General features: G+C 57.3%; 24 protein-coding genes. 12 read left to right on the forward strand and 12 right to left on the reverse strand.

Annotated features, from left to right (window positions below):
- The first annotated feature begins 209 nt into the window (after positions 1 to 209).
- The 5 genes from HWX89_RS20350 to HWX89_RS20370 all read left to right on the forward strand — a co-directional run bounded on the left by HWX89_RS20350 (position 210) and on the right by HWX89_RS20370 (position 5,268).
- Positions 210 to 620, forward strand: coding sequence for a carboxymuconolactone decarboxylase family protein (locus HWX89_RS20350; protein WP_138790958.1), 411 nt, complete (start codon positions 210 to 212; stop codon positions 618 to 620).
- A 99-nt stretch (positions 621 to 719) separates the two neighbouring features.
- A complete protein-coding gene (locus HWX89_RS20355) occupies positions 720 to 3,188 on the forward strand; it encodes an ATP-dependent helicase (protein ID WP_138790959.1) in 2,469 nt (822 codons plus the stop codon).
- 104 nt (positions 3,189 to 3,292) lie between these two features.
- Positions 3,293 to 4,105, forward strand: a complete 813-nt coding sequence (locus HWX89_RS20360; RefSeq protein ID WP_138790960.1) for a glycosyltransferase family 25 protein — start codon at positions 3,293 to 3,295, stop codon at positions 4,103 to 4,105.
- Between the two features lie 258 nt (positions 4,106 to 4,363).
- Positions 4,364 to 4,846, forward strand: a complete 483-nt coding sequence (locus HWX89_RS20365; protein ID WP_138790961.1) for a DMT family transporter — start codon at positions 4,364 to 4,366, stop codon at positions 4,844 to 4,846.
- Positions 4,843 to 5,268, forward strand: a complete 426-nt coding sequence (locus tag HWX89_RS20370) for a DMT family transporter (protein ID WP_138790962.1) — start codon at positions 4,843 to 4,845, stop codon at positions 5,266 to 5,268. Before HWX89_RS20365 ends, HWX89_RS20370 begins: the two co-directional genes overlap by 4 nt.
- 53 nt (positions 5,269 to 5,321) lie before the next feature.
- Here HWX89_RS20370 and HWX89_RS20375 read toward each other — a convergent pair whose 3' ends face one another.
- Positions 5,322 to 6,599 (reverse strand): DUF2778 domain-containing protein, encoded by a 1,278-nt coding sequence (locus HWX89_RS20375; protein ID WP_138790963.1) that lies wholly within the window; start codon positions 6,597 to 6,599, stop codon positions 5,322 to 5,324.
- Positions 6,600 to 7,016: 417 nt separating this feature from the next.
- Here HWX89_RS20375 and pncA point away from each other — a divergent pair, with 417 nt between their 5' ends.
- The 3 genes from pncA to HWX89_RS20390 all read left to right on the forward strand — a co-directional run bounded on the left by pncA (position 7,017) and on the right by HWX89_RS20390 (position 8,874).
- Complete coding sequence (gene pncA / locus HWX89_RS20380) at positions 7,017 to 7,643, forward strand: bifunctional nicotinamidase/pyrazinamidase (RefSeq protein WP_138790964.1); 627 nt, start codon at positions 7,017 to 7,019, stop codon at positions 7,641 to 7,643.
- Positions 7,644 to 7,849: 206 nt separating this feature from the next.
- Positions 7,850 to 8,563 carry an AzlC family ABC transporter permease gene (locus HWX89_RS20385; protein WP_138790965.1) on the forward strand — a complete coding sequence of 238 codons (714 nt, stop codon included), beginning with the start codon at positions 7,850 to 7,852 and terminating at the stop codon, positions 8,561 to 8,563.
- Positions 8,560 to 8,874 carry an AzlD family protein gene (locus tag HWX89_RS20390; protein ID WP_138790966.1) on the forward strand — a complete coding sequence of 105 codons (315 nt, stop codon included), beginning with the start codon at positions 8,560 to 8,562 and terminating at the stop codon, positions 8,872 to 8,874. The genes HWX89_RS20385 and HWX89_RS20390 overlap by 4 nt, the downstream gene beginning before the upstream one ends.
- On the opposite strand, the gene HWX89_RS20395 is transcribed toward HWX89_RS20390, so the two are convergent.
- A complete protein-coding gene (locus tag HWX89_RS20395; protein ID WP_138790967.1) occupies positions 8,864 to 10,699 on the reverse strand; it encodes an aminopeptidase P family protein in 1,836 nt (611 codons plus the stop codon). The two genes, HWX89_RS20390 and HWX89_RS20395, sit on opposite strands and share 11 nt — an antisense overlap.
- A gap of 282 nt (positions 10,700 to 10,981) precedes the next feature.
- Here HWX89_RS20395 and HWX89_RS20400 point away from each other — a divergent pair, with 282 nt between their 5' ends.
- Complete coding sequence (locus HWX89_RS20400; protein ID WP_178340845.1) at positions 10,982 to 11,155, forward strand: hypothetical protein; 174 nt, start codon at positions 10,982 to 10,984, stop codon at positions 11,153 to 11,155.
- Between the two features lie 154 nt (positions 11,156 to 11,309).
- Here the strand turns inward: HWX89_RS20400 and HWX89_RS20405 are convergent, their stop codons facing one another.
- The 3 genes from HWX89_RS20405 to HWX89_RS20415 all read right to left on the reverse strand — a co-directional run bounded on the left by HWX89_RS20405 (position 11,310) and on the right by HWX89_RS20415 (position 13,204).
- Positions 11,310 to 12,188 carry a 50S ribosomal protein L11 methyltransferase gene (locus HWX89_RS20405; protein WP_138790968.1) on the reverse strand — a complete coding sequence of 293 codons (879 nt, stop codon included), beginning with the start codon at positions 12,186 to 12,188 and terminating at the stop codon, positions 11,310 to 11,312.
- Positions 12,189 to 12,307: 119 nt separating this feature from the next.
- Positions 12,308 to 12,907, reverse strand: coding sequence for an SCO family protein (locus tag HWX89_RS20410; RefSeq protein ID WP_138790969.1), 600 nt, complete (start codon positions 12,905 to 12,907; stop codon positions 12,308 to 12,310).
- A gap of 138 nt (positions 12,908 to 13,045) precedes the next feature.
- Entirely contained in the window at positions 13,046 to 13,204 is a 159-nt protein-coding gene (locus tag HWX89_RS20415) for a hypothetical protein (RefSeq protein WP_178340846.1), read from the reverse strand.
- Positions 13,205 to 13,432: 228 nt separating this feature from the next.
- On the opposite strand from HWX89_RS20415, the gene HWX89_RS20420 reads away from it, so the two are divergent.
- Positions 13,433 to 13,900: a chemotaxis protein CheW gene (locus tag HWX89_RS20420; RefSeq protein ID WP_003522339.1), complete on the forward strand. Its 468-nt coding sequence runs from the start codon at positions 13,433 to 13,435 to the stop codon at positions 13,898 to 13,900.
- Positions 13,901 to 13,942: 42 nt separating this feature from the next.
- On the opposite strand, the gene HWX89_RS20425 is transcribed toward HWX89_RS20420, so the two are convergent.
- From HWX89_RS20425 to gcvA, 3 genes are read right to left on the reverse strand one after another with little or no spacing between them, the layout of a single operon-like run.
- Complete coding sequence (locus tag HWX89_RS20425; protein ID WP_138790970.1) at positions 13,943 to 14,434, reverse strand: CreA family protein; 492 nt, start codon at positions 14,432 to 14,434, stop codon at positions 13,943 to 13,945.
- Between the two features lie 47 nt (positions 14,435 to 14,481).
- Positions 14,482 to 15,090: a 3'-5' exonuclease gene (locus HWX89_RS20430; RefSeq protein WP_138790971.1), complete on the reverse strand. Its 609-nt coding sequence runs from the start codon at positions 15,088 to 15,090 to the stop codon at positions 14,482 to 14,484.
- A 46-nt stretch (positions 15,091 to 15,136) separates the two neighbouring features.
- Positions 15,137 to 16,039 (reverse strand): transcriptional regulator GcvA, encoded by a 903-nt coding sequence (gene gcvA / locus HWX89_RS20435; RefSeq protein ID WP_138790972.1) that lies wholly within the window; start codon positions 16,037 to 16,039, stop codon positions 15,137 to 15,139.
- A 191-nt stretch (positions 16,040 to 16,230) separates the two neighbouring features.
- Between gcvA and HWX89_RS20440 the strand changes: the two genes are divergently transcribed.
- Both HWX89_RS20440 and HWX89_RS20445 read left to right on the forward strand, forming a co-directional pair.
- Entirely contained in the window at positions 16,231 to 17,145 is a 915-nt protein-coding gene (locus tag HWX89_RS20440; protein WP_178340847.1) for a DMT family transporter, read from the forward strand.
- A 216-nt stretch (positions 17,146 to 17,361) separates the two neighbouring features.
- Positions 17,362 to 17,895: a GNAT family N-acetyltransferase gene (locus HWX89_RS20445; protein WP_138790973.1), complete on the forward strand. Its 534-nt coding sequence runs from the start codon at positions 17,362 to 17,364 to the stop codon at positions 17,893 to 17,895.
- 6 nt (positions 17,896 to 17,901) lie between these two features.
- Here the strand turns inward: HWX89_RS20445 and HWX89_RS20450 are convergent, their stop codons facing one another.
- From HWX89_RS20450 to HWX89_RS20465, 4 genes are all read right to left on the reverse strand, one after another.
- Positions 17,902 to 18,804: an aminoglycoside phosphotransferase family protein gene (locus HWX89_RS20450; RefSeq protein WP_138790974.1), complete on the reverse strand. Its 903-nt coding sequence runs from the start codon at positions 18,802 to 18,804 to the stop codon at positions 17,902 to 17,904.
- Between the two features lie 6 nt (positions 18,805 to 18,810).
- Positions 18,811 to 20,985: an NAD-dependent DNA ligase LigA gene (gene ligA, locus HWX89_RS20455; RefSeq protein WP_138790975.1), complete on the reverse strand. Its 2,175-nt coding sequence runs from the start codon at positions 20,983 to 20,985 to the stop codon at positions 18,811 to 18,813.
- A gap of 86 nt (positions 20,986 to 21,071) precedes the next feature.
- Positions 21,072 to 22,745, reverse strand: a complete 1,674-nt coding sequence (gene recN, locus HWX89_RS20460) for a DNA repair protein RecN (protein WP_138790976.1) — start codon at positions 22,743 to 22,745, stop codon at positions 21,072 to 21,074.
- Between the two features lie 15 nt (positions 22,746 to 22,760).
- The gene (locus HWX89_RS20465) at positions 22,761 to 23,627 is read right to left on the reverse strand and encodes an outer membrane protein assembly factor BamD (RefSeq protein ID WP_138790977.1); all 867 of its coding nucleotides are present in this window, start codon (positions 23,625 to 23,627) and stop codon (positions 22,761 to 22,763) included.
- Positions 23,628 to 23,841 lie beyond the last annotated feature (214 nt).

Genomic DNA, 23,841 nt, shown 5'->3' on the forward strand with positions numbered 1-23,841 from the left:
GTTTCCGGTCGATGATAATCACCGGGATTAATTGCAGTATTCCCACTTGCCAGTTTCAAGGCAACGCACAAATACGTTCCTTACGTAATTGTAATTTGAATGGTTTTATGGCCGTACCGACAGGGCATCGCATTGCCATCGCAAATATCTGCTGTTGCGGTAATCTCCCGATCCATTGCCCTACGAAGCAATGACGACAGGAGGAAACAGTGAGCACCGTAGAAAAACACCCAAATCCTGAAACAGATCCGCGCGTCAAAGCAGTCTTCGACGACATCCGCGCCACCCGGAAATCGGATTTCATCAACAATATGTGGCTCTATCTCGCCTTCGATGCCGACCTTCTGGAAAAGACCTGGGCCGAGGTTAAAGCGGTTATGGCGACGCCGTCAGCGCTCGATCCCCTCGTCAAGGAAATGCTTTACATCGCAGTTTCGGTGACCAATGGATGCTCTTATTGTGCTCACTCCCACACGGCGGCGGCAAAAGCCAAGGGCATGACTTCAGCCGAACATGCGGATTTGCTGCGGGTGATTGCTCTTGCCGCCAAGACAAACCAGCTTGCGACGGCGCTGCAGGTGCCCGTTGACCCTGCCTTCGACGCAGATAAACCCGCCTGATCGAAAAATGCCTTGGAATAGGCGTTTTGGCGGGCGATACCGGAATAAAAGCAGAACGTGGTTCTGGCCTTTACATCCCGAATCACTACATTGGGCCGCATGAGCAAAAGTTTCGACGATATGCCGTTCTTCGATGAAGAACCCTCCGAGCCACGCCGTCAGTCACCAGCAGCCCCCTCCGCTGGTGGACTGGGCATCGCTGCGCGCGCCATGGCAGCCCGCGATCAGGCTCGTCCCGCTCCCGATTATCTGTCCGGTCTCAACCCCGAACAGCGTGAAGCGGTGGAAACGCTGGATGGCCCGGTCCTCGTTTTGGCTGGTGCAGGCACCGGCAAGACCCGCGTTCTGACGACACGTATTGCCCATATCCTGGCGACCGGCAGAGCCTATCCAAGCCAGATCCTTGCGGTGACCTTCACCAACAAGGCCGCCCGCGAAATGAAGGAGCGTATTGGCGTTCTGGTCGGCGGCGCTGTCGAAGGCATGCCGTGGCTCGGCACCTTCCATTCCATCGGTGTGAAACTGTTGCGACGCCATGCCGAACTCGTAGGCTTGAAAACCGACTTCACCATTCTCGATACCGACGATGTCGTCAGACTTCTGAAGCAGCTTATTCAGGCCGAAGGTCTTGATGACAAGCGCTGGCCGGCAAAACAGTTCGCCGGCATGATCGACAACTGGAAGAACAAGGGGCTGACACCGCCCGATATTCCGGAAGGTGACAGCCGCGCGTTTGCGAATGGAAAAGGTCGTGAACTCTACGCTGCCTATCAGGCGCGATTGAAGACATTGAATGCCTGTGACTTCGGCGACCTTCTTCTGCATCCCATCAGCATCTTCCGCCGCCATGCGGATATCCTGAAGGACTATCACCAGAAGTTCCGATATATTCTCGTTGACGAGTATCAGGACACCAACACGGCCCAATATATGTGGCTGCGGCTGCTGGCGCAGCGCGCCAAGGGTGAGACGCAGAACGTTTGCTGCGTTGGCGACGACGACCAGTCGATCTATGGCTGGCGCGGTGCGGAAGTGGACAACATTCTGCGCTTCGACAAGGATTTTCCAGGCGCCAAGGTCATCAAGCTCGAACGCAACTATCGTTCGACCGAGCATATTCTGGGCGCAGCCGGGCATCTGATCGCCCACAATGAAGGCCGTCTCGGTAAGACACTGTTCACCGAAAAAAGTAGCCCGGATGACGAAAAGGTCGTCGTGCACGCAGCCTGGGACTCGGAAGAGGAAGCCCGTGCGGTTGGCGAGGAAATCGAGCAGCTTCAGCGCAAGAACCACAAACTCAACGACATGGCGATTCTGGTCCGCGCCTCGTTCCAGATGCGCGAATTCGAAGACCGCTTTGTCACGCTTGGCTTGAACTATCGCGTCATCGGCGGCCCGCGCTTCTATGAGCGCATGGAGGTTCGCGATGCCATGGCCTATTTCCGGATGGTCTGCCAGCCGGCGGATGATCTTGCCTTCGAACGGATCGTCAACACGCCCAAACGTGGCCTTGGCGACACGACGATCCGCGCGCTTCACGATTATGCCCGCGCCCGCGACATTCCGATGCTGGCGGCAGCAGCCGATATCATTGAAACCGATGAGTTGAAGCCTAAAGCACGCAAAGCGCTGTTCGATGTCGTACAGGATTTCCGCCGCTGGCAGGGCCTGCTCGAAAACACCGAACATACGGCGCTTGCCGAACAGATCCTGGACGAAAGCGGCTACACGGCCATGTGGCAGGCGGATAAATCTGCGGAAGCGCCGGGCCGGCTCGAAAACCTCAAGGAACTGATCCGTTCCATGGAAGCCTTCGAAAGCATGCGTGGCTTCCTCGAACATGTCGCTCTTGTCATGGATGCCGAGCAAAACGAGGAGCTCGACGCCATCTCCATCATGACCTTGCACTCGGCCAAGGGGCTGGAATTCGACACCGTCTTCCTGCCCGGCTGGGAAGAAGGTCTGTTCCCGCACCAGCGCGCCCTCGACGAAGGCGGTCGCTCCGGTCTGGAGGAAGAACGGCGCCTTGCTTATGTCGGCATCACCCGCGCCAAGAAACTCTGCCACATCTGGTTCGTCTCGAACCGACGCATTCATGGCCTGTGGCAATCCACCCTGCCCTCGCGTTTCCTCGACGAATTGCCTCCGGCGCATGTCGATGTTGCCGCTTCCGACAGTAATTACGGAGGATACGGCGGGCGCGGTGGCTATGGCCAGTCACGCTTCGACAAGGCAGATCCATTCGCGAACAACTATTCCACGCCGGGCTGGAAACGTGCCCAGCAGAACCGGTCCGATGCCACCCGTGACAATTGGGGCACGCGGTCCGGGCATGCGGTCGAGCGCATCGGCTACGGCGAAAGCGGTCCTCGCACCCGCACCATCGACGGTGAACTGGTGGCGAAATCTGTCGCAGACACGCCATCCAGATTTTTTGTTGGGGACCGTGTGTTCCATCTCAAATTCGGCAATGGCAATATTGTCGCGATAGAGGGGAACAAACTGACGATCGATTTTGACCGCGCCGGACAAAAGCGTGTCCTGGATGGGTTTGTGGAAAAAGCATGAAAACCGAAGAAAAGTTTTGATACAAAACTTTTCGCGTAGCCATGAGTTCAGCGCTGCAATAAAGAAAATGCCGACATAGATGCGCAAACTTGGTGAGGGCTGTTTTGCACATATTGCCGACTAGCAAGAAAAAGCTCGCGGTTTTCCTCATCAATATGGATGGTGCGAAAAAACGCCTTGAGGATATGACGTCCCGCCTCGAGGCTGCTGGACTGACTGCGGACCGTATTCCCGGTGTTAACGGCAGGGAACTGAACTATCCCATCCCGGAATTCAGCGAAATCTCCTATATGCTGATGCACGGTCGCCGCACCTCGCCACCGGAAATCGGTTGTTATCTCAGCCACATCGCCTGCGTCCGCAAGTTTCTCGAAACTGACGCTGATCTCGCCTTGATCCTGGAAGATGACGTCGCCTTCGAGCCTGACTTCGTGGAATCGCTCGATCAGGCATCTCTCTTTGGCAATGACTGGGATTTGTTGCGCCTGACCACCGTCAGCAATGGGCGGAAATTTCCGTTCCGCACACTTCCCAATGGTCGCTCGCTGGCGATCGCGCTGACGCGGGAAAAGGGATCGGGCGCCTATCTCGTCAATCGCAAAGCGGCAAATTGGATATCAAGGCTGGTGCCGATGCGGCTCGCCTACGATATTGCCTTCGATCTGGAATATCTTTCCGGCATCAAGGCCGCTTTCATCGCACCGCTTTGCGCGACGCAGGATGCGGATGGCGAAAGCCAGATTCAGAACAATCTGCGCATCTATCGCCTGCCGCGATGGCGATATTTCACAGTACTTCCTTACCGCGCCTACCTGGAAACAAGCCGATTCATCGTCAGGGGTGTTCGCCTGGCGTTTGCAAAACTTCGTGTTGCGCTGGAACGCGGAAAACCGGTCAGGAAAGGACTGGCCGGCTAGGCACCTCAGACCTCTCCCGGTGTGAAACCGATGAGATAGATTGCCGCGACAACAGCGGCGACGATGAAGATGGAAATGACGAAAATCGTCATTCGTTTAAGGGGCTTGCGTGTCGTCTTTTGCATGGGACGATAACGGCCCGCCGTCGGCATTTGTTCCACACGCGATGACATGCCGGGAAAACCCGGAAATTTGTTTCCTCTTCAACGGCATATCGGTTAGAGCTGAATCACATCTCCAGCTAGTCTCCGGCTTCCCATGACTGACACGACGCATCCCCGTCTCAATCCGCTCCACCTTGCTGCCGCTTTCGCCAGCGGTTGTCTTCTGACGCTGATGGTGCACTTCAATGGCCAGCTTGCCCATTATGGAAACGCGCTGTTTTCGTCCTGGACAGCCCATGGCACCGGCACGGTAGCAGCATTGATCTATCTGGCGATCCTGCGTGGAAGGACCGAAGTGGACGGAACAGCCAAGCCGAAGGCACCGCTTTGGGCCTATTGTGGTGGTGTCGTCGGCGCGGCAATCGTCATACTCACCTCCACTGCCGTCAACTCGCCGCTGGCGCTGTCGGGCACTATCGCACTTGGGCTCGGCGGACAGGTGATTTTCAGTCTTCTGGCGGATCTCCTCGGTCTTTTCGGCCTTCCGAAACGACGCCCGGATATGCGCGACATGGCTGCTGTCGCGCTGATCCTCGGCGGCAGCGCGCTCATCATTCTTGTCGGGAGAGCATCATGATCCTCTGGATAGCGATGGCTTTCACGGGCGGTCTTTTCGTGGCACTGAGCCGCCAGATCAACGGTCGGCTCAGCCTTTCCAACTCACCGCTGATTGCATCGTTCTGGAACCATATCGTCGGCTTTGTTGTGCTGACGATCATCGGGCTGATCTTTGGCGGTCTGATACCGCCGGGTGCAGCCGATGCACCTTGGCTCGCCTTCATCGGGGGGCCGATCGGCGTGGTTTTCATTGCGTCGGGAAGCTGGCTCATCCCCCGTATCGGCGCAGTCAACACCGCCCTGCTGGTCATCAGCGGTCAGATGGTCTCAGGTGTTTTGCTGGATCTTTTCAGTGAGAACCCACCGAATATGTGGCCAAGCGCACTCGGTATCCTGCTGATCCTGGGTGGAATGATGCTGACCCAGCGGCGCGGCAAGTAGGACGTTCTAACGCCGATCTCTACCGCAGACGCCTGTGTCTTGTCGCAACAAGGTCAGGAGTCCGACCCACGCGAGAACATGTCGAGCAGTGTCTTGCCGCTTTTCGCGCCGCCATTACCACCGGTGCTGGCCAGTGTGGGGCGGTTGCCGTTCAGCTTCGGCACCACGACCATGCGCTTCACCTCACCGCGCTTGAACGCTGCGAGGAAGCGTGAGTAATCGCGGAACACGACGCAACCATTCGATTCACCACGTTTCGCCAGCATGTAGGTATGTGCCAGCAGACCGTTGCGGCCGTGCGGATTGACACCGTTTTCCGGCGTCAGGCGAATGGCTTCCACACCATGAAATAACGCTTCGCGCATGGTCAGCTTGTAGCTGGATGGCGGCGTGGAACCACGCATCTTCACGTGAACATACTCAGGATTGTCGCGCATCTTGCCGATACCAGAGTGCGCTTCGAGCTTCTCACCATTCGGCATATGCACGACACCGGAAGAGATATCGTAGATAGCAGTTCCACCGCCGCGATCCGGCCATGGAACAGCATCCATCTTGCTGGGCTCACGCACCGGATTGTCGGGCTTTGCGAATGCAAGCATCGCACCCGTACTCTGCTTCGGCTGCGCGGGGGCACGGGCCGGCACCGGAACCTCGGCAATTTGTGAGGACTGATCCTGGGTTTTCGGCAAAGCCGGACGTGGCGACGGTTCGACAGTTTCCGCAGCAGCCAGTTCCGGCCGGAAACTCGGCAACGGAACATCGTTGGGAAGCACAGTGCTGGCTTCTTCTTCAATCTGCGGCCGTGCTAGAGCAACCTCAAAGGCAGGGTGTTCGGCGACAGGACCGCGATAAGCGACTTCAGAGGTCCGACCCAGGGCAGAATCGACGATGGCTGCCGGTTTCAGAGCAGCAACCTCTCGGACATGCGCCTGCGCTTTCGCGTTGGCGGCAGCACCGAAACGGTCGGTAAACTCCTTCGAATTGATCTGAGGCGCCAGGCTCGCAAGACGCTGCGCCTTTTCATTGCCACGGCCCTGATCATTCAGGCGGGAAAATTTGCGGACGTGAATGTTCCGTTCCGCGGTCTCGACAATTGCGGTTTCAGCCGATCCCAGCCGGGCAACAAGTGTCTTTTCGAAATTGCCGACACCATGTGAGGCAGCCGCCATGGTATGCAGAGACGCAAAGGCCGTGATCGCACACAGGCCTGCAAATGCTCCGCCGGCCAGGAGGGCCGAAATACGGCCAAGAGATGAGGATTTTCCTCTCTTGGCGGAAGACACACCGGCAAGGCCGGAGCCACTATAGGCTGCAGCAGAAAACGCCATGATACTCGTTACTCGAACCGTTCACGCAGATCCGGCTGAAGCCGGAGGAAATTTGGGGTATCCGAATCGCGGACAATGATCTCGCCGGTTTCGGAACTGACTGGTTCGAAGCATGACGAATTATGGTAACCAAATCCTTTACGTGCCCCTGAAAAAACATGTCATCAAGATCAGCGCATTAAGGCGACAGGTCGTGCGGCATATCTTTTCCGTACCCTGAAGGGACAGAGCACCTTCTTCGCCGCGTGGTCAGGTAACGGGCGACTTGGCCGAAAATTTGCTGCAATTGCGGCAGGACCGGGACAAGTGTCATTGACACTCTGCGCCGAATGCCTCTTGCCAGAAGGCGGTTCATAAAGGACTTGATCGAAAAATCGTGGCTTGGCATCCTCCTGGTAACAATTCGGGAGGTCCATCATGAAGGCTCTGTTGCTCATCGATATTCAGAACGGTTTTTGCCCTGGCGGTAATCTTGCCGTTGCTGATGGTGACAAGGTGGTCCCGGTCGCCAACGCCTTGATCGACAATGGCGGATATGACCTCATCGTCGCCTCGCAAGACTGGCATCCGGAAAACCACGGCAGTTTCGCATCTCAACATCCCGGCAAAAAGCCTTTCGACATGGGTGAACTGTCCGGAAAACCACAAATGATGTGGCCAGATCATTGCGTGCAGGGAACGGCAGACGCCGAATTCCATCCCGACCTGAAGACGGAAGCTTTCGACTATATCCAGCAGAAGGGCGAGAACCCTGCTGTCGACAGCTATTCCGCCTTTCGCGACAACGACCAGTATGCGGCAACAGGTCTTGCCGACTATCTTAGCCGCCAGGGCGTTACCGTACTGGATATCTGTGGCCTGGCGACGGACTATTGCGTCAGCTTCTCCGTTCTTGACGCCATCGACATGCTCCCTGGCGTCAAGGTTCGATTTATCGAGGACGCAAGTCGCGGAATTGACCCCAAAGGCATAAAGACCGCGATCGCCTCCATGCAGGCGAAGGGCGCAACGACCATTAAAAGCCGGGACATATTGCGCGCCTGATCGCACCCAGGCACAGGCCACGTACCGACCCAGTCTTTATTGCTGATGAAGGCTGACTGTCATTGGGCAAGGACAACAAATCCATTTCCGGACGATGCGGCGACAATCCCCTTCATGTTCAAGGGAATCAATCGATCCATTCATCCAATTCGTTTGCCATCCAGCATGCGGGGTTATAGGAGCAGCGTCATCAGGAGTTATCACAGATGTTTGACGCAGATTTTCGCGAAGGCCTTCGAAACGGCCTTCCGATTGCCCTTTCCGCCGCGCCCTTCGGTGCTCTTTTTGGCGCCGTTGCCGTGGACAATGGTCTGAGCGTGGTCGAGGCAACCATTATGAGCGGCACCGTTTATGCGGGTGCCAGCCAGCTTGTCGGCATAGAACTGTTCGGCCAGAAGGTTGCGCCGTGGTTGATCGTGCTCTCGGTTTTTGCGGTCAACTTCCGTCATATCCTCTATTCCGCGGCCATCGCGAAGATGATTGCGCACTGGAGCTTTGCCCAAAAGACGGCAGGCTTTTTCCTTCTCGTCGACCCGCAATTCGCCGAAGCCGTCAGGCGGTATGAAAACGGTCAGACGCTTGGATTTTCCTGGTATGTTGGTTTTGCCACGCCAGTCTATGTATTCTGGCTTGCGATGACGATCATTGGCGCATCGCTCGGCAACCTGATCGGCGATCCCAAAGCGATTGGCCTGGATGTCCTCCTGCCGATCTACTTCATGGGCATGGTCCTGAGCTTCAGAACACGCGCCAATTTTTACCCCGTCATGTTGGCAAGCGCGGTCGGAGCCACGGCTGCCTATCATTTCGTTGGATCACCCTGGCATGTCAGCCTTGGAGCGCTCGTCGGCATCCTCGTTGCAGTTCTCTACCCGCCGTCGCCGGACACGAGCGGCGCGAACGAGGGAGAAAACCGATGAGCGACATTTTTCATGCTGACACGCTCCTGCTGATTGCCCTCGCGGCCATCGCCACCTATCTGACGCGAATTGGTGGTTACGTGTTGATGACACGCATGAAGTCCATTCCACCACGAATGGAGGCGGGCCTGAATGCCGTTCCCGTCGCGGTTCTCACCACGCTCGTCGCACCCGCCTTTTTCGAAGGCGGATACGAGGTCAAGATCGGAATGGTTGCCGCGCTGATTGTCTGCCTGCGTTTTCAGGGACTGACCATGCTCGTGGCTGGCTGGGCGGTTGTCATCGCCCTGCGCCATTTCGTTATCGCATAAGGGGCTTTGTGGCCTCTACCAGCCATGCCTTCACGTTTGCATCGCTTATCAGCGGCGAAACCTTTTCGGACACGGTGGCGTGGTAAGCATTCAGCCACTCCAGTTCCTCGTCGGTCAAAAGTGACGTAACGATCAGTCGGCGATCGATCGGGCACCAGGTCAGCGTCTCGAATGACAGCATCGGCTGATCGCCACCCTCCACATCTTCCGCCTGACGGACATAAATCAGGTTCTCGATACGGATGCCGAAAGCGCCGGGTCGATAATAACCGGGCTCGTTCGACAGGATCATGCCGGGCAGCAGTTCCTGTGTTGCAAGCCGCGAGATACGCTGTGGCCCTTCATGAACAGAAAGGTAAGAGCCGACACCATGCCCGGTTCCGTGCGCGTAATCGGCACCGGCTTTCCACAAAGCGATACGCGCCAGAGGGTCGAGATCGCATCCGCGCGATCCCTTTGGAAACTTCGCCAGGCTGATAGCAATCATGCCTTTGAGTACCAGCGTGAAAAAGCGCTTCTGTTCGTCCGGCACGGAGCCGATCGCAACCGTGCGCGTGATATCTGTGGTTCCATTGACATATTGTGCACCGGAATCGACGAGGAACATCTCGCCATCCTTGAGAGCACGATCGCTCTCCGTCGTCACCCGGTAGTGAATGATCGCGGCATGTTCCCCTGCCCCGGAAATCGTATCGAACGAGACATCCTTGAGCGGGTTCTGCATGGCCTGCCCCACCCGTGCGCGTGCCGCCTCAAGCGCTTTTACGGCCTCGATCTCGCTGATGCTGCCCGGTTTCTGGCTGTCCAGCCAGCAGAGATATTCGACCATCGCCGCACCATCCTGAACGTGCGCCGCCGCAGAGCCGGCAAGCTCCGCTTCGTTCTTGCAGGCGCGCGGCAACCGGACGGGATCGACCGCCTCGACAAGATCGCCACCAGCCGCGGTGATTGCACGGGTCAGGGCAACGGGCGCCAGATCGATATCGACCATCACACGCCCACCAGCGCTGGCAATGGCATGCAGGCGTGGTTCGATCTGGGACGGTGGCAACTGCGTCGCAAGCTGTGCCAGATAAGCCTCGACCTCGATCCCGGTTTTCCGCTTATCGAGGAAAATATCGGCCTTTCCATCCGCATAAATGATGGCACGTGCCAGCGGGTGCGGTGTGTGTGGAACGTCGTTGCCGCGAATATTGAAGATCCAGGCAATCGACGACGGGTCCGTCACCAGCGCGGCCTGAGCGCCTTTTGACTGTACCGTCTCGGCTACCGCGGCGATCTTGTCTTTCGCGAGCTTGCCGGTAAAGGCATCCGGCTGGATCGTCACCGGTTCCAGCGGCTCGGACGGACGACCTTCCCACAGTGCATCCAGCGGGTTCTTTTCCAACAGAACCACCTTGCCACCCTTGCCGACCAAGGTTTTTTCAAAACGCTTCAGCTCCGCATCGGTGTGGAGCCAGGGATCGATGCCAAGACGAAAGCCTTGCTGGGCATGTTCCGATAACCAGATCGATGGCGGAGCACCGACGAGATCGCCGCCGCTGAAGACAGATTGATCGACCTGCGACGTCAACTGCGTCGTGTAACGGCCATCAACGAAAACGACCGCTTGATCGCGCGTGACAAGCACAATCCCCGCAGACCCTGTAAAGCCCGTCAACCAGGCCATCCGTTCCGATGCCTCAGGCACATATTCGCCCTGATATTCATCGGCGCGCGGCACCAGAAAACCATCGATCCCCAAAGCATCGAAGCGGGCACGAAGGGCGTCAACGCGGGCCTTGCCGAATTGCGGCGCGGATTTGTTTTCGAAGGTCTGGAACATGAGTGTTTTCCGGATGCTGTCATCTTGATGTGGTGATTGGCATGACCGGCAAAGCGGTCACGGCAGCCGACAATGGCATGCCGGCAGACAACGTTTCAAGCAATGAAATTGGCACAAAAAATATGCATTACGCATTCCATTAGTCATACATTGGATCGACAGACATGCGAAATACGCATACCTACCGTGAAATCAGACCCCTAACCAAGCAAAATGGCATCGCTTATATTCAGATCATCGAGCGGGGAGACAAACTTCTCCGTACAACCAAGGATTTGAAAAATGGCAAAGTCTTTCCTCCGCACGGCTTTCGATCGCGTTATTGAAGCACGCGAGCGTCAGGTAAGCCGCCACGTCGACGCAGCCCTGCTCAACCTCGACGACAAGTCGCTCGAAGCGCTTGGCATGAACCGCGCAGAGCTTCGCCGCAAGGCAAAGTCCAGCTACGTATTCTGATTGCCTCCAGGCGCGGATCTCCTCCCTCCACCGCGTCTGAGACTGGAATACGTGTACCCGCTTGAGTTCCTCCTCCTCGACTCGCGGGTTAGATCAGCAAGACTGATCACAGGCGGCGCGAAAGCGCCGCCTTTTTTATGCTGTGAAGAAGAGTTCAGTCCTTGCGAAGATGCAGTGTGACCCAGCCGTTGCGCCAGATCGTGCGGACATGCGAGAGCCGCGCGCCGTTATAGGCGGCAAGCACCTTCCAGCGTTGCGACGCCAGAATTCCAGACAGAATGACCGTACCGCCCGGCGCCAGGTGCGAAACGAGCTGTGGTGCCATCTTGATCAACGGCCGCGCCAGAATATTGGCGATGATCAGGTCAAACGGGCCGTGTCTGCGAAACGCATCGGAATGGAAACCTGGAGCGGTCTCCAGCGTCATACCGGAAGCAATACCGTTCAAACGAACGTTTTCCTTTGCGACCTTGACGGCAATCGGATCGATATCGGTGGCAAGAACCGGGATCGGCCGCATCTTGCGAACGGCAATTGCCAGCACGCCGCTACCGGTGCCGAGATCGAGCGCGTTGCGAACCGTGCGGGCGCGAAGCACATCTTCGATCATTTCCAGGCAGCCGGCCGTCGTGCCGTGGTGACCGGTACCGAATGCCTGTCCGGCCTCGATTTCGATCGCAAGATCGTTGGCCCGAACCTTGTCGCGATCGTGCGAGCCATGAACGATGAAACGCCCTGCCCGAACGGGCTTCAGGCCTTCAAGCGACTTCGCGATCCAGTCGATATCCGGGACAGCTTCCTGTTCAATGACGAGGCCGGAGAAAGCGGGCTCGAGCAGCGCTGCGAAGCGCTCGCGATATTCCTCCTCCTCCTCAGCCATGAGATAGATCGACGCTTCCCAGATGTCGCGTTTCTCGTCCACTTCGGTCGTGGCGATCGCAACATCCTCTTCGCCGAAATAATCCGACATGAGATCGAGAATTTCACCGGCCTTGATTTCGGTCGTGGTGACGTAAAGTCGAATTTCGCTCACGGCGGGCTGCTTTCCTTGGCTGCGGGTCTGCGTTTGCCTTTGCCACAAAAAACCCGCAAGTCCAATAACCCAGCGTGAAACTCGGCTCGGTTTTGTCCGCGACGCGATGTATTTGCGACTTAGCTTTTCAGAAGATTTTTCAGCTTCTCAACGGCAACATCAGGGTTTTCACCATAAGCGATGGTCGACACAAAGCGTGAATTCGCATCGAGCAGGATCACCGATGCCGTATGATCCATCGTGTAGTCACCGTTCGGATCCTTATCATCGACCGGCACCTTCTTGGCATAGATGCGATAGCCTTTGAGCGTCTCTGCAATCCGCTCGGGCGAACCGGTGACACCGATAATCCGCTTTGAGACATTCGAGACGTATTGCTGCATGATTTCAGGTGTATCCCGCTCGGGATCGACGGAGATGAAATAGGCCTGCATCTTGTCACCGGCCGGGTCGACCTGCTCCATCCAGCCATTCAGCTCGAAAAGCGTCGTCGGGCAGACCTCAGGGCAATGGGTGAAACCGAAGAAAAGAGCAGTTGGCTTGCCGGAGAAGTTCTTCTCAGTAATCGTCTGACCATTCTGGGCCGTCAGTTCGAAGGGCACGCCGTAAGGCGCCTCCACCATCTGCTCACGCGACTTGGTCATTTCCAGCGTCAGCCAGCCAATGACACCGCCAAGAACGACGACAACGGCCCACAATGCGATGCGAATATTTCTCATGTTTCGATCCTGCCCATCAGCGAATACCGCCGACCTTCGCCGTCTGGATAATCAACCGTGACAGCGGCCGCAAATCAACTCGACGTATTTCCGCCGACCGCGCTGATTTGTCACAAACATTCGACGCCGATCAATCTCTCAGAAACACCAGGAAATTCCGCTCTGGACGGCGGAAAGGAAAATGTCCGTACCATGCTTCACCCATCCGTCGAACGTCAGAAGCACGACGGCCAATCCGGCAGCGGTCGCGATGCCGGCAAGCGCAAATTTAAGCGGACTGGAAAGAAGTTCGTTCATGACAACGATTATAACCGGCTTTCTGCCACGCGAGAACACCCAAAAATACGTGCCGTTTCGAGGCACATCGGCGCAAATGTTAGGGAATGTTTAAAAGCTTGCAGCGCATTATCGCCGCCAGCGGTTTTCAAGCACCGACATGATGTCCTCCGGGGAAACTCCCGCTACCGCATAGAGCCTCCATATCACACAGGCCTGCCAGAGAGCCATCAGGGGAAAGTTCCGGCCATGTCCAACGCCATCAAGCAATCCGGCGCGTATCTCGAAATCGTTTCCTTCCATCTCGGCGATCAGGAATTCTGCATCGACATCATGGCGATCCGCGAAATCCGCGGCTGGGCGCCGGTTACGCCGATGCCGCACACACCGCCCTACGTCTTGGGCCTCATCAACCTGCGTGGCGCCGTCATCCCTGTCATCGACATGGCAGGCCGCCTCGGCATGAAGATGACCGAACCGTCCGAACGTTCCGCCATCATCGTCACCGATATTGGCGGCAAGCTTGTCGGCCTGCTGGTAGAGCAGGTCTCCGACATGATGACCATCCGCTCGGAAGATCTGCAGCCGGCACCAGATATCATCCCTGAAGAACAGCGCAGTTTCTGCCGCGGCATCGTCGCACTGGAAAAAAGCATGGTCTGCTTCCTCAACCTCGACACCGTCATTGCTGACGAGTTGGCGCGCGAAGCCGCCTGACGGGACCAAACAAAAAATCGAGATTGATTTGAACGGCAGGCCTCACGGCTTGCCGTTTTTCCATGTGACCGGCTGATTGTAGAGCGGCACCGTGGAGATCGCCATCTTGGCAGAACCGTCTGTCAGTTCCCTGGCGTGGATAAGATAGATCAGGGTGTCATTCGTCTTGTCGTAGACACGGCTGACAACAAGCTTTTTCCAGACCAGAGACATGCCCTGCCGAAAAACCTCTTCACCGCCCTTGGACAGATTGATGTCGCCAATCTCGACCGGGCCGGTCTGGCTGCAGGAAATGGCATTGTTCGACGGATCTTCAAACCAGTTGCCATTTTTCAGCCGGTCGATGACACCACGTTCGAAATAGGTGACGTGGCACGTCACCCCACTGATTTTGGGATCGGCGATAGCCTCGACGACAATGTCGTTGCCGATCCAGTCGACCCCGACCTCGCCAACGACTTCGGAATGCGCGACTGTCACCGGTAGCACAGCCAGAAATCCTGCAAAAAGCGACAGCAAACCCTTCGTCTTCATCGCATGTTCTCCATTGCACCCAGATGAAAGATAGGAAGTCCGACCGGTCAGGCAACCCGCGAAGCGACGCGTTTTTTCATGCTGCACGGCTCGTAGCCGGTGGCCGTCAGCCGACCGGCTACCATGCCGATCCTGTCCGGCACCTCGCGAATATCCGCAACCTTGAGTGCCTTTGTTGCAGCGATCGCGGCTGCAGCGCAAACCACGGCATCTTCCGCCGCATTGTGATGCACAAAACGAAGCTTAAGATGATCGGCGATGACGTTGAGTTTGTGAGATGGCAGTTGCGGCCACACGCGCTGGGAAATCTTGACGCTGCACAAATAGGACAAGCGCGGATAACGCTGCCGATATTTGTCGAATGAAGCCCGCATGACGCTGAAATCGAAGGCTGCGTTGTGGGCAATCATTGTGGCGTCGTGAAAATCGTCAATGAACTCTTCCATGACGTCCGGGAACTCCGGCGCATCCTCGACATCAGCCGGACGAATGCCGTGAACGGCAATATTGAAAGGCGAAAACCGCATGTCCTTCGGCCGGATGAGCCGCTCCTCGACCCGGACGATCTCACCCTGTTCTATCCATGCCAATCCAACGGAGCAGGCGCTTCCCCTCTCCTCATTGGCGGTTTCGAAGTCGATGGCGATGGTTTTCAAGAGTGATTCCCGTTCTTTCAGCATCCCGGCATAAACCGGTTTCGCCTCAAAGAGAACCGTCAGTGGCTGAGCCGGCCTCGGAAAGCATCCAGTCTCTCAACTTCACGAGATCGGGATTATCCAGCGCCCGTTGCGGGAAAACGAGGAAATAGGCCAGCGTGCTGGTGATATCCTTCTCGAACGGCGCTAACAACGTCCCTTCAGCAAGCTCCCGCGACACAAGCGAACGCCGGGTGAGTGCAACACCATGCCCTGCTTTGGCAGCATCAAGCGCACCGTTGCTGTCGATGAACACGGTTCCGCCGGATGCATCGACATCCATCGCTCCGGCCGTTTCCAGCCAAAGCCGCCATTCGTTCCGGTTTTCATCGTGCAGAAGCGGAACGGATTGCAGATCGCCGGGGGTCCGAAGAGGGCCACGTTTTTCGATAAGAATTGGCGAACAGACCGGCAAGGTGCTGTCATCAATGAACCTGATGCTCTCCAGCCCCTCATAGCGGCCATACCCGTGCCGAACGGCTAGGTCGACATCATCCTTCGAGAAATCCACCAGACGATTGGTCACGCTGATGCGGACATCGACATGCGGGTTCTGTTGCTGAAATGCCGGAAGTCTTGGCATCAGCCACTGCGCGGCGAAGGTTGGCGTGCAGCTCAAGGTCAGAACCGAGATCCCGGACCTGGCCGTCAGTTCCGCCGTCGCCTCGCGCATCATCCGAAACGCCGTGCGAAGCGCGCCGTAATATCGTTCCCCTTCACGCGTCAACTGAATGCTACGGGGCCGGCGGAAAAACAGCTGCACGCCGAGACGGGATTCGAGTTCGCGGATTTGCAGGCTTACGGCACCGGGTGTCACGCTCAACTCGTTGGATGCGAGTGTTACACTGCGGTAGCGTGCTGCCGCCTCAAATGCCTGCAAGCCTTTCAAAGATGGAAGTTCGGCAGCCATAGTTTAGTTCACCTCAATCATCCAGCGAGAAACAATCGTTTGAAAACCAAAAGAAATCGGAGATAAATAAGCATAAATCAGCCAGAACAACCAGATCGACAAGAGAATTTGTCGAGGAAAACTCAACTCATATCGGGTGGTGTTTGGCCGATTAGTTTGGGAATATTCGACTTTCGGAGAGGGAGACGATCATGTCGACACCAAAACAAATGGACGCCAAGGAATGGGGGATGCTGGTCACACTATCCCTGCTCTGGGGCGGATCGTTCTTCTTTATCGGCATCGCAGTGAAAGAACTGCCACCGGTGACGATTGTGACATTGCGAGTTTTCCTGGCCGCAATCGCACTGCTGATTGTTTGCCGCGTCATGGGCCTTCATTTGCCCCGCCAGGGAGCCGTATGGCGCGCCTTTTTCGGCATGGGCTTGCTGAACAACATCATTCCCTTCTGCCTGATCGTCTGGGGCCAGACACATATTGCCAGCGGCCTCGCCTCCGTTCTGAACGCCACGACCCCGCTATTTACGGTGATCGTCGCGCATTTCCTTACCACCGACGAAAAGATGACCGGCAACAAGCTGGCAGGCGTTCTGATCGGCTTTGCGGGTGTCGCAACGATGATCGGGTCAACGGCATTCGCCGGCGCGACATCGGGGTTCTGGGGACAGATCGCCATCTTGGGAGCGGCCATTTCCTACGCGTTTGCAAGCATCTTCGGACGCCGTTTCAAGGCGATGGGTGTACCACCGCTGATGACGGCAACAGGCCAGATATCCTCGTCTACGCTCATGCTCATCCCGCTTGCGCTTTTGATCGACAAACCGTGGACACTGACGATGCCTGGCCTGGAAACCTGGGGAGCGCTGGTCGGAATTGCGCTGCTGTCAACTGCGCTCGCTTACCTGATCTTCTTCCGTATTCTGGCAACGGCGGGAGCGACCAACCTTGCCCTCGTTACCTTCCTTATTCCCGTCAGCGCCATCCTGCTCGGCTCAATGTTCCTTGGCGAACGTCTGGAACCCAAACATTTCGCCGGCATGGCAATGATCGCCGCCGGGCTTGCCGCGATCGACGGAAGGCTGCTGAGACGGTTCAAACTCGCCTAAAACGACAACGGGCGTTGACAGCAGCGCATGGCATCAGCATCCTTCCGAACATGATCGCACAGTCCAAAAATACGATGCTTAACATCATCACCTCCGGTAAACCGGCGGGCGATGGAGCATTGGCGCAGTAGACCAGCGATCTTTGTCCATCCAGCCCTGCCGCCAGAGCAGGGCAATTTGGATACCTGCTCTCCGGCCCAATCAAGGAGAACAGCGATGCCACAGCCACAAGATGGTACTCCACCCTCTTCAGACTTCAGGATCGACGACCTGATCGTTCGTGGGATCAGACCAGACGACGCAGAAGGTCTGACCGATGTCCTCAACCTGCCGGGCGTCCGCCTCGGCACGTTGCGCCAGCCCTTTCAGAGCGTGGCATGCACACGTCAATACATCGAGGGACTTTCGCGCTCGGATATCGTCGTCGCGGCTGAGTGGCGCGGCCGTATCCTGGGAAATGCCGGGCTGCATGCGAAATCCGGCAGGCAGAAGCATGTCGCGACACTGGGGATTGGCATCCATGACGATTTCGTCGGCAAAGGCATCGGCTCCAGACTTCTGGCCGCGCTGATCGATGCGGCAGAAAACTGGCACGACATCCATCGGATTGACCTCACCGTTTTTACGGACAACACAGCCGCCGTGCGCCTCTATGAAAAATTCGGGTTTGAGATCGAAGGCACATTGAGGAACTATGCATTTCGCAACGGCACCTATGCCGACTCCTACCTCATGGCACGGCTGCGATAGCAACGCTCAAGAGTAACGCTGCACCAGGTGATCCTCAAACACGTGCCGGATGGTTCGCCGCGACCATTCGGCAAGCTCCCCACTCCTGTCGCGATGGGCTGCAAGCGTAATCAGTGCCTTCCACAGCGCCCATCCGCGTCCGCGCTGCCATACCGCTTCATTGAGACCCAGCGCGGTATGGAAGACTGCGCGGCTCTCATGATCGAGCACGTTCCACGCCAGAATGAGATCGGACGACGGATCGCCAACGCCGGAACTGCCAAAGTCGATCACGGCCGCCAGGCGATTGTTGCTGACCAGCAAATTGCCCTCGGCGATATCGCCATGGACCCAGACCGGCTTTTCCTGCCAATGACTGGAAAGCGCAAGCTCCCAAACCTCGCGCGCCAGCGTCGGATCAACCTCATCCTGGAGCGCCAACATTGCCAGTCGCGCCTCATCATCGTAGACGCTGAGCGAACCGCCCCGATGAAAATTGTGATCCCCGGCAGGTGGCCCATTGGAAGCGTCAATGGCATGCAAGGCGATCAGGAAACTCGCAACGTCATCGGCGAGCACCGACAGATCGACGCGGCCTAGACATTGGACAAGCGGATCGCCTTCAAGCCACGCGTAGATCGACCAGGGATATGGATATCCCTCCCCAGGCTCACCGCGCGCCAGTGGCACCGGAATGGGGACCGGCAAAGCGCTCGCCAGTTTCGGCAACCAGACATGCTCTTTTTCGATCTGAGGAACGTAACGTGCAGCACTCGGCATCCGCACCAGCATCGTTTCCCCAAGCCGGAAGCTGCGATTGTCCCAGCCGCCATGATCGACCGGACGAACAGGCATATCCGCCCATTGGGGAAACTGGTCTGCGACAAGGGCAACGACCTGCTCCGAGGAAACCCAAAGGCGGTCATCCATCGGTGTTTATCCCCCGATCAGAGCCAGCCACTCGTCTTCGTCCATCGTCTGAACGCCAAGCTCGGCGGCTTTGGCGAGCTTGGAGCCTGCCCCCGGCCCTGCGACCAGAATATCGGTCTTCTTCGACACTGACCCGGCAACCTTAGCGCCCAGACTTTCCGCACGTGCCTTGGCTTCATCGCGTGTGAACTTCTCCAGCGACCCGGTAAACACCACCGTTTTACCGGCAACCGGGCTACCATCAGTGGAGGGTTTTTCGGCTTCCTTGGGCTGCAGTTCCCGAATCAGACGATCGATCACGTCGATATTGCGCGGCTCTTTGTAGAACTCCACAATAGCGCGCGCCACGACCTCACCGATACCGTCGATACTGTTGAGCTCCACCCAGGCATCACCGGAAAGATCGGCTGCTGCCTTCATGCTCTCCTCGAAGTGGGCATAGGTCGCATAAGAGCGTGCCAGAAGCTTGGCCGTCGTCTCACCGACGTGACGGATACCGAGCGCAAAGATCAGCCTGTGAAGATCAATTTCACGGCGTGCGTCAATTGCATCGAAGAGCTTCTTGACGCTGACCTTGCCAAACCCATCGATATTCTCAAGCTTGGTCAGATGTGACGCGTCCTGCCGCGACTTGAGCGTGAAGATATCCGGCGCTGTCTTGATTGACAGGGTGGGATCTTCGCTTTCGAAAAAGAAATCGATCTGCTTGGTGCCAAGCCCTTCAATATCGAAGGCATTGCGAGACACGAAATGTTTCAGGTGCTCCACCGCCTGCGCACGGCAGACAAAACCGCCGGTGCAGCGGGTCACCGAATCGAGCTTGCCGGTCTTTTCATTGCGTTCGCGCACGGCGTGGCTGCCGCAGACGGGGCATTTCTCCGGAAACGCATAAGGGGTCGAACCGGCTTCACGCTTCTCCAGCAGGACATCAAGAACCTGCGGGATCACGTCTCCTGCGCGCTGAACGATGACCGTGTCGCCAATGCGGATATCATGATCCTCCGGTCGAATGCGCTCACCATTGTTGCCAATGCCATTGATATAGTCGGCATTGTGCAAGGTCGCGTTCGTCACCACGACACCGCCAACCGTCACGGGCGTCAAACGCGCGACTGGTGTAAGCGCGCCAGTGCGGCCGACCTGGATTTCAATATTCTCGACCGTGGTGAAGGCCTGTTCGGCCGGGAATTTATGCGCCGTCGCCCAGCGTGGGCTGCGCGAACGGAAACCAAGCCGCTCCTGCAGATCAAGCCGATCCACCTTGTAAACAACGCCATCGATATCGTAATCGAGGTCAGGACGCGCGATGCCGATTTCCCGATAATGCTCAAGCAATTGCTCGGCAGACGTGAATCGTTTCATGAACGGGTTGACAGGGAAACCCCAGGCTTTGAACGTCTCCACGATGCCGAACTGCGTATCGGCCAGGCGCGTCGGCTGGCCACCATTCGAAACCTCGCCAAGTGCATAGGCGAAAAACCGCAGCTTGCGTTTTGCCGTTACGTTGGCATCGAGTTGCCGTAACGAACCGGACGCCGTATTGCGCGGATTGACGTAGGTCTGCTTGCCCTCGGCCTCCATCTGGGCATTGAGCGCAAGAAAGTCGCTCTTCGCCATGTAGACTTCGCCACGCACCTCCACCACATCCGGCGCACCGGCAGGCAGAGTATTGGGAATTTCCTTGATGGTCAGGATATTGGCGGTAACATTCTCACCCGTGGTGCCGTCGCCGCGCGTCGCCGCAGTCTTCAGCTTGCCGTTCTCGTAGCGGATCGACATGGAAAGTCCGTCGATCTTGGGTTCGGCGGTAAAGGCGATGGAATTGTCGGGGAGCTGGCCGAGGAAGCGATAGACCGAGGCCACGAAGTCCTGCACGTCCTCGTCCGAAAACGTGTTGTCCAGCGACAGCATGGGGCGCGCATGCACGATCGGCGCAAAGGTTGGAAGTGGCGTGAAGCCAACTTTCTTTGACGGGCTGTCAGCGCGAACCAGATCAGGGAACGCCATCTCGATCGCATCGTTCCGGCGTTTCAGCGCATCATAGTCCGCATCGGAAATCTCCGGCGCATCCTTACCGTGATAGAGCGCATCGTGCCGCGAAAGTTCGGCCGCCAGAAACGCAAGCTCGGAAGACGCTTCAAGCTCGGTCAGTTTTTCGACTGGAATGTGGTCGTTCGACATGGCGGCCTCGTTGTGAATTACCGAACGCTTTTAGCCGAAACAGAATACAAGCAAAACAGTTTTGCCTCGCCGCCCACAGCGGCGAGCTAGTCCTTTGCAGCCAGAAGGCGTGCCGCCGCCGCCCTCGCCTCGTCTGTCACCGAGGCACCGGCCAACATGCGGGCAATTTCTTCCGTACGGTGCTCCGGCTGCATGGTGGCAACCCGGGTGGCAATGCGCTCGCTGCCGTCGCCGGACGGCCCCTTGGAGATCAAAAGGTGCGTTACGGCACGCGCGGCAACCTGCGGCGCGTGGGTAACCGAAAGCACCTGCACCGTTTTCGACAACCGACGAAGCCGTTGGCCAATCGCATCAGCAACAGCACCACCCACGCCGGTATCGATTTCGTCGAAGACAAGCGTTGGCGCCGAGCCACGATCGGCAAGCGCCACCTTCAATGCCAGGAGGAAGCGGGACAATTCACCGCCGGAAGCCACCTTCATGATCGGCCCGGGACGCGTACCAGGATTGGTTTGAACCTGGAACTCCACAGTATCGATGCCGTCGGCCGTCGCCTGCTGCGCATCGGAAGCAACCTCGACGGAGAAACGTGCCCGTTCGAGCTTCAGCGCAGGCAATTCCGCCATAACGGCCTCAGACAGCGAACCGGCAGCCTTGTGTCGCTTCTCCGACAAAGCCGTGGCGGCATTATCGAACGCGGCCTTCACAACACCGAGATTGGCTTCCAGCTTGCCAAGCTGTTCTTCACCAGCATCGAGATCGGCAAGGTCAGCCACCATGCGTTCGGCGAGCGCCGGCAGGTCTGCCACCGCGACATTGTACTTGCGGCCTGCGGCACGCAGCGCAAACAGGCGTTCTTCGACACGCTCCAACTCGCGTGGGTCGAACTCTGTACGCCGGAGCGCTGCTTCCACTTCCATTTGTGCGTTGGAGAGGCTGTCGAGCGCCGCGTCCATCAATTGCACGGTTTCTTCAAGCAAACCTGGAGCCTCATGGCTCTTGCGCTCCAGCCGCCGCATCATCGAAGCGATCATCGGAACAGGCGAGGCATTGCCGTTCAGGAACTCGCTTGCCTCGGCAATATCTCCGGCAATGCGCTCTGACTTCTGCATCACGGCACGGCGTTCAGCCAGTTCGTCCTCTTCGCCATCACGCGGCGACAGGCCCTCGAGTTCTTCAACGGAGGCTCGCAGATAGTCCGCTTCGCGGGCTGCAGCCTCTACCTTTGCACGGTGGGTCTTCAGTGAGCGATCAGCGTCCTTCCAGGTTCGGTAGAGGCCCTGAACGGTCCGCACCTCATCTCCCAGCATCGCAAAGGCGTCCAGAAGCGCGCGATGCGCATCGGTATCGACGAGCGCGCGATCATCATGCTGCCCGTGAATCTCAACGAGTGTCTGGCCGAGCTGGCGCATCATCTGCACGCTCACGGCCTGATCATTGACGTAAGCCTTGGTACGTCCGTCAGAGGATTGCACCCGACGGAAAATCAGGTCGCCATCGTCATCCAGGCCATTTTCCCGCAGCAGCGCGCGGGCGGGATGGTTCTGTGGCACTTCGAAGCTCGCCGTGACCTGGCCCTTCTCTTCGCCATGGCGAACCAGTCCGCCATCACCACGACCACCAAGGGCCAGAGACAGACTGTCGAGAAGAATCGACTTTCCGGCGCCGGTTTCCCCCGTCAACACGGAAAGGCCCGCCTCAAAACCGAGGTCGAGCCTTTCAATCAGAACGATATCGCGAATCGAGAGCTGGACCAGCATGGTCTATGCCCTATCTCAAGCGCCAATCAGTTTCTTGCCGGCACGCGAAATCCAGGAGCCCTTGTTTTCACGCGGCTCAACCCCGCCGTTTTTCAGCAGCTTGAAGGAATCAGCATACCACTGGCTGTCTGGATAATTGTTGCCGAGAACGGCTGCAGCCGTCTGTGCCTCGTCGACCAGACCCATCGCAAAATAGGCTTCCGTCAGACGCGCCAGAGCTTCTTCGATCTGGTTGGTGTTCTGGTACTGCTCCACAACAATGCGGAAGCGCGAAATCGCCGCCAGATATTCCTTGCGTTCCAGATAATAACGGCCGACCTGCATTTCGCGGCCTGCAAGCTGGTCGCGTGCGAAACGGATCTTTGCCTGGGCGTCAGCGACATATTCCGAATCGGGATAGTCGTTCACCACCTTGCTCATCGCCTCAACGGTACGCTGGGCAGCGCGCTGGTCCTGCGTGACGTCAGAAATCTGCTTCGAATAGGCAAGACCGATCATGTACTGAACGTAAGCCGCATCCTTGGAACGCGGATACTGGCGCAGGAAACGGCTACCGGCAGCAATCGCCACGTCGTTCTTGCTCTGACGCGTGGCAATGAACGTCTGCATGACAAGTGCCTTCTGGCCCCATTCCGTGAACGGATATTGCTTGTCGATCGCCTCGAACTTGCGAGAGGCTTCGGTCATGTTACCGGCGTTCATGTTGGCAAGACCCTGCTTGTACAGAACATCCGGCGGATCGGTTTCCATGCCGAGTTTGGTGATGTCGATATCCGGATCGGACTGGCAGGCCGTAACCGCCACGCTGGCGCCGACCAACATCAACGACACCGCGATTCCGCGCATCGTACTCTTCATTGCACCAGACCCTACATGCTTCATTCGACAGTTCCCACTTCCCGCGCAAATACATAAGCATCGGCTTTGTATTGGCGTTCTAGCCATAAAAGCATCCGCAGGGCAACGCAATGATGACGCATTAACGCATTTTTATGGCATTGGAGCGCCCTGCAACCATTTGAACGCACAAAGGATGCCGTAAATCCCGCAATCGATACGACCTGTGTTGTGAAAATCGAATCCGACTTTTCGACGG

Origin of the sequence: Rhizobium sp. RM (genome assembly GCF_013390595.1) — a bacterium.
GTDB lineage: Bacteria > Pseudomonadota > Alphaproteobacteria > Rhizobiales > Rhizobiaceae > Agrobacterium.

What these genes read in the sequence shown, in the direction of transcription:
- HWX89_RS20355 (WP_138790959.1), top strand. Translation starts at nt 720, where the DNA reads ATGAGCAAAAGTTTCGACGATATGCCGTTCTTCGATGAAGAACCCTCC.
- HWX89_RS20365 (WP_138790961.1), top strand. Translation starts at nt 4,364, where the DNA reads ATGACTGACACGACGCATCCCCGTCTCAATCCGCTCCACCTTGCTGCC.
- HWX89_RS20370 (WP_138790962.1), top strand. Translation starts at nt 4,843, where the DNA reads ATGATCCTCTGGATAGCGATGGCTTTCACGGGCGGTCTTTTCGTGGCA.
- HWX89_RS20375 (WP_138790963.1), bottom strand. Translation starts at nt 6,599, where the DNA reads ATGGCGTTTTCTGCTGCAGCCTATAGTGGCTCCGGCCTTGCCGGTGTG.
- pncA (WP_138790964.1), top strand. Translation starts at nt 7,017, where the DNA reads ATGAAGGCTCTGTTGCTCATCGATATTCAGAACGGTTTTTGCCCTGGC.
- HWX89_RS20385 (WP_138790965.1), top strand. Translation starts at nt 7,850, where the DNA reads ATGTTTGACGCAGATTTTCGCGAAGGCCTTCGAAACGGCCTTCCGATT.
- HWX89_RS20390 (WP_138790966.1), top strand. Translation starts at nt 8,560, where the DNA reads ATGAGCGACATTTTTCATGCTGACACGCTCCTGCTGATTGCCCTCGCG.
- HWX89_RS20395 (WP_138790967.1), bottom strand. Translation starts at nt 10,699, where the DNA reads ATGTTCCAGACCTTCGAAAACAAATCCGCGCCGCAATTCGGCAAGGCC.
- HWX89_RS20400 (WP_178340845.1), top strand. Translation starts at nt 10,982, where the DNA reads ATGGCAAAGTCTTTCCTCCGCACGGCTTTCGATCGCGTTATTGAAGCA.
- HWX89_RS20410 (WP_138790969.1), bottom strand. Translation starts at nt 12,907, where the DNA reads ATGAGAAATATTCGCATCGCATTGTGGGCCGTTGTCGTCGTTCTTGGC.
- HWX89_RS20415 (WP_178340846.1), bottom strand. Translation starts at nt 13,204, where the DNA reads ATGAACGAACTTCTTTCCAGTCCGCTTAAATTTGCGCTTGCCGGCATC.
- HWX89_RS20420 (WP_003522339.1), top strand. Translation starts at nt 13,433, where the DNA reads ATGTCCAACGCCATCAAGCAATCCGGCGCGTATCTCGAAATCGTTTCC.
- HWX89_RS20425 (WP_138790970.1), bottom strand. Translation starts at nt 14,434, where the DNA reads ATGAAGACGAAGGGTTTGCTGTCGCTTTTTGCAGGATTTCTGGCTGTG.
- gcvA (WP_138790972.1), bottom strand. Translation starts at nt 16,039, where the DNA reads ATGGCTGCCGAACTTCCATCTTTGAAAGGCTTGCAGGCATTTGAGGCG.
- HWX89_RS20440 (WP_178340847.1), top strand. Translation starts at nt 16,231, where the DNA reads ATGTCGACACCAAAACAAATGGACGCCAAGGAATGGGGGATGCTGGTC.
- HWX89_RS20445 (WP_138790973.1), top strand. Translation starts at nt 17,362, where the DNA reads ATGCCACAGCCACAAGATGGTACTCCACCCTCTTCAGACTTCAGGATC.
- HWX89_RS20450 (WP_138790974.1), bottom strand. Translation starts at nt 18,804, where the DNA reads ATGGATGACCGCCTTTGGGTTTCCTCGGAGCAGGTCGTTGCCCTTGTC.
- ligA (WP_138790975.1), bottom strand. Translation starts at nt 20,985, where the DNA reads ATGTCGAACGACCACATTCCAGTCGAAAAACTGACCGAGCTTGAAGCG.
- recN (WP_138790976.1), bottom strand. Translation starts at nt 22,745, where the DNA reads ATGCTGGTCCAGCTCTCGATTCGCGATATCGTTCTGATTGAAAGGCTC.
- HWX89_RS20465 (WP_138790977.1), bottom strand. Translation starts at nt 23,627, where the DNA reads ATGAAGCATGTAGGGTCTGGTGCAATGAAGAGTACGATGCGCGGAATC.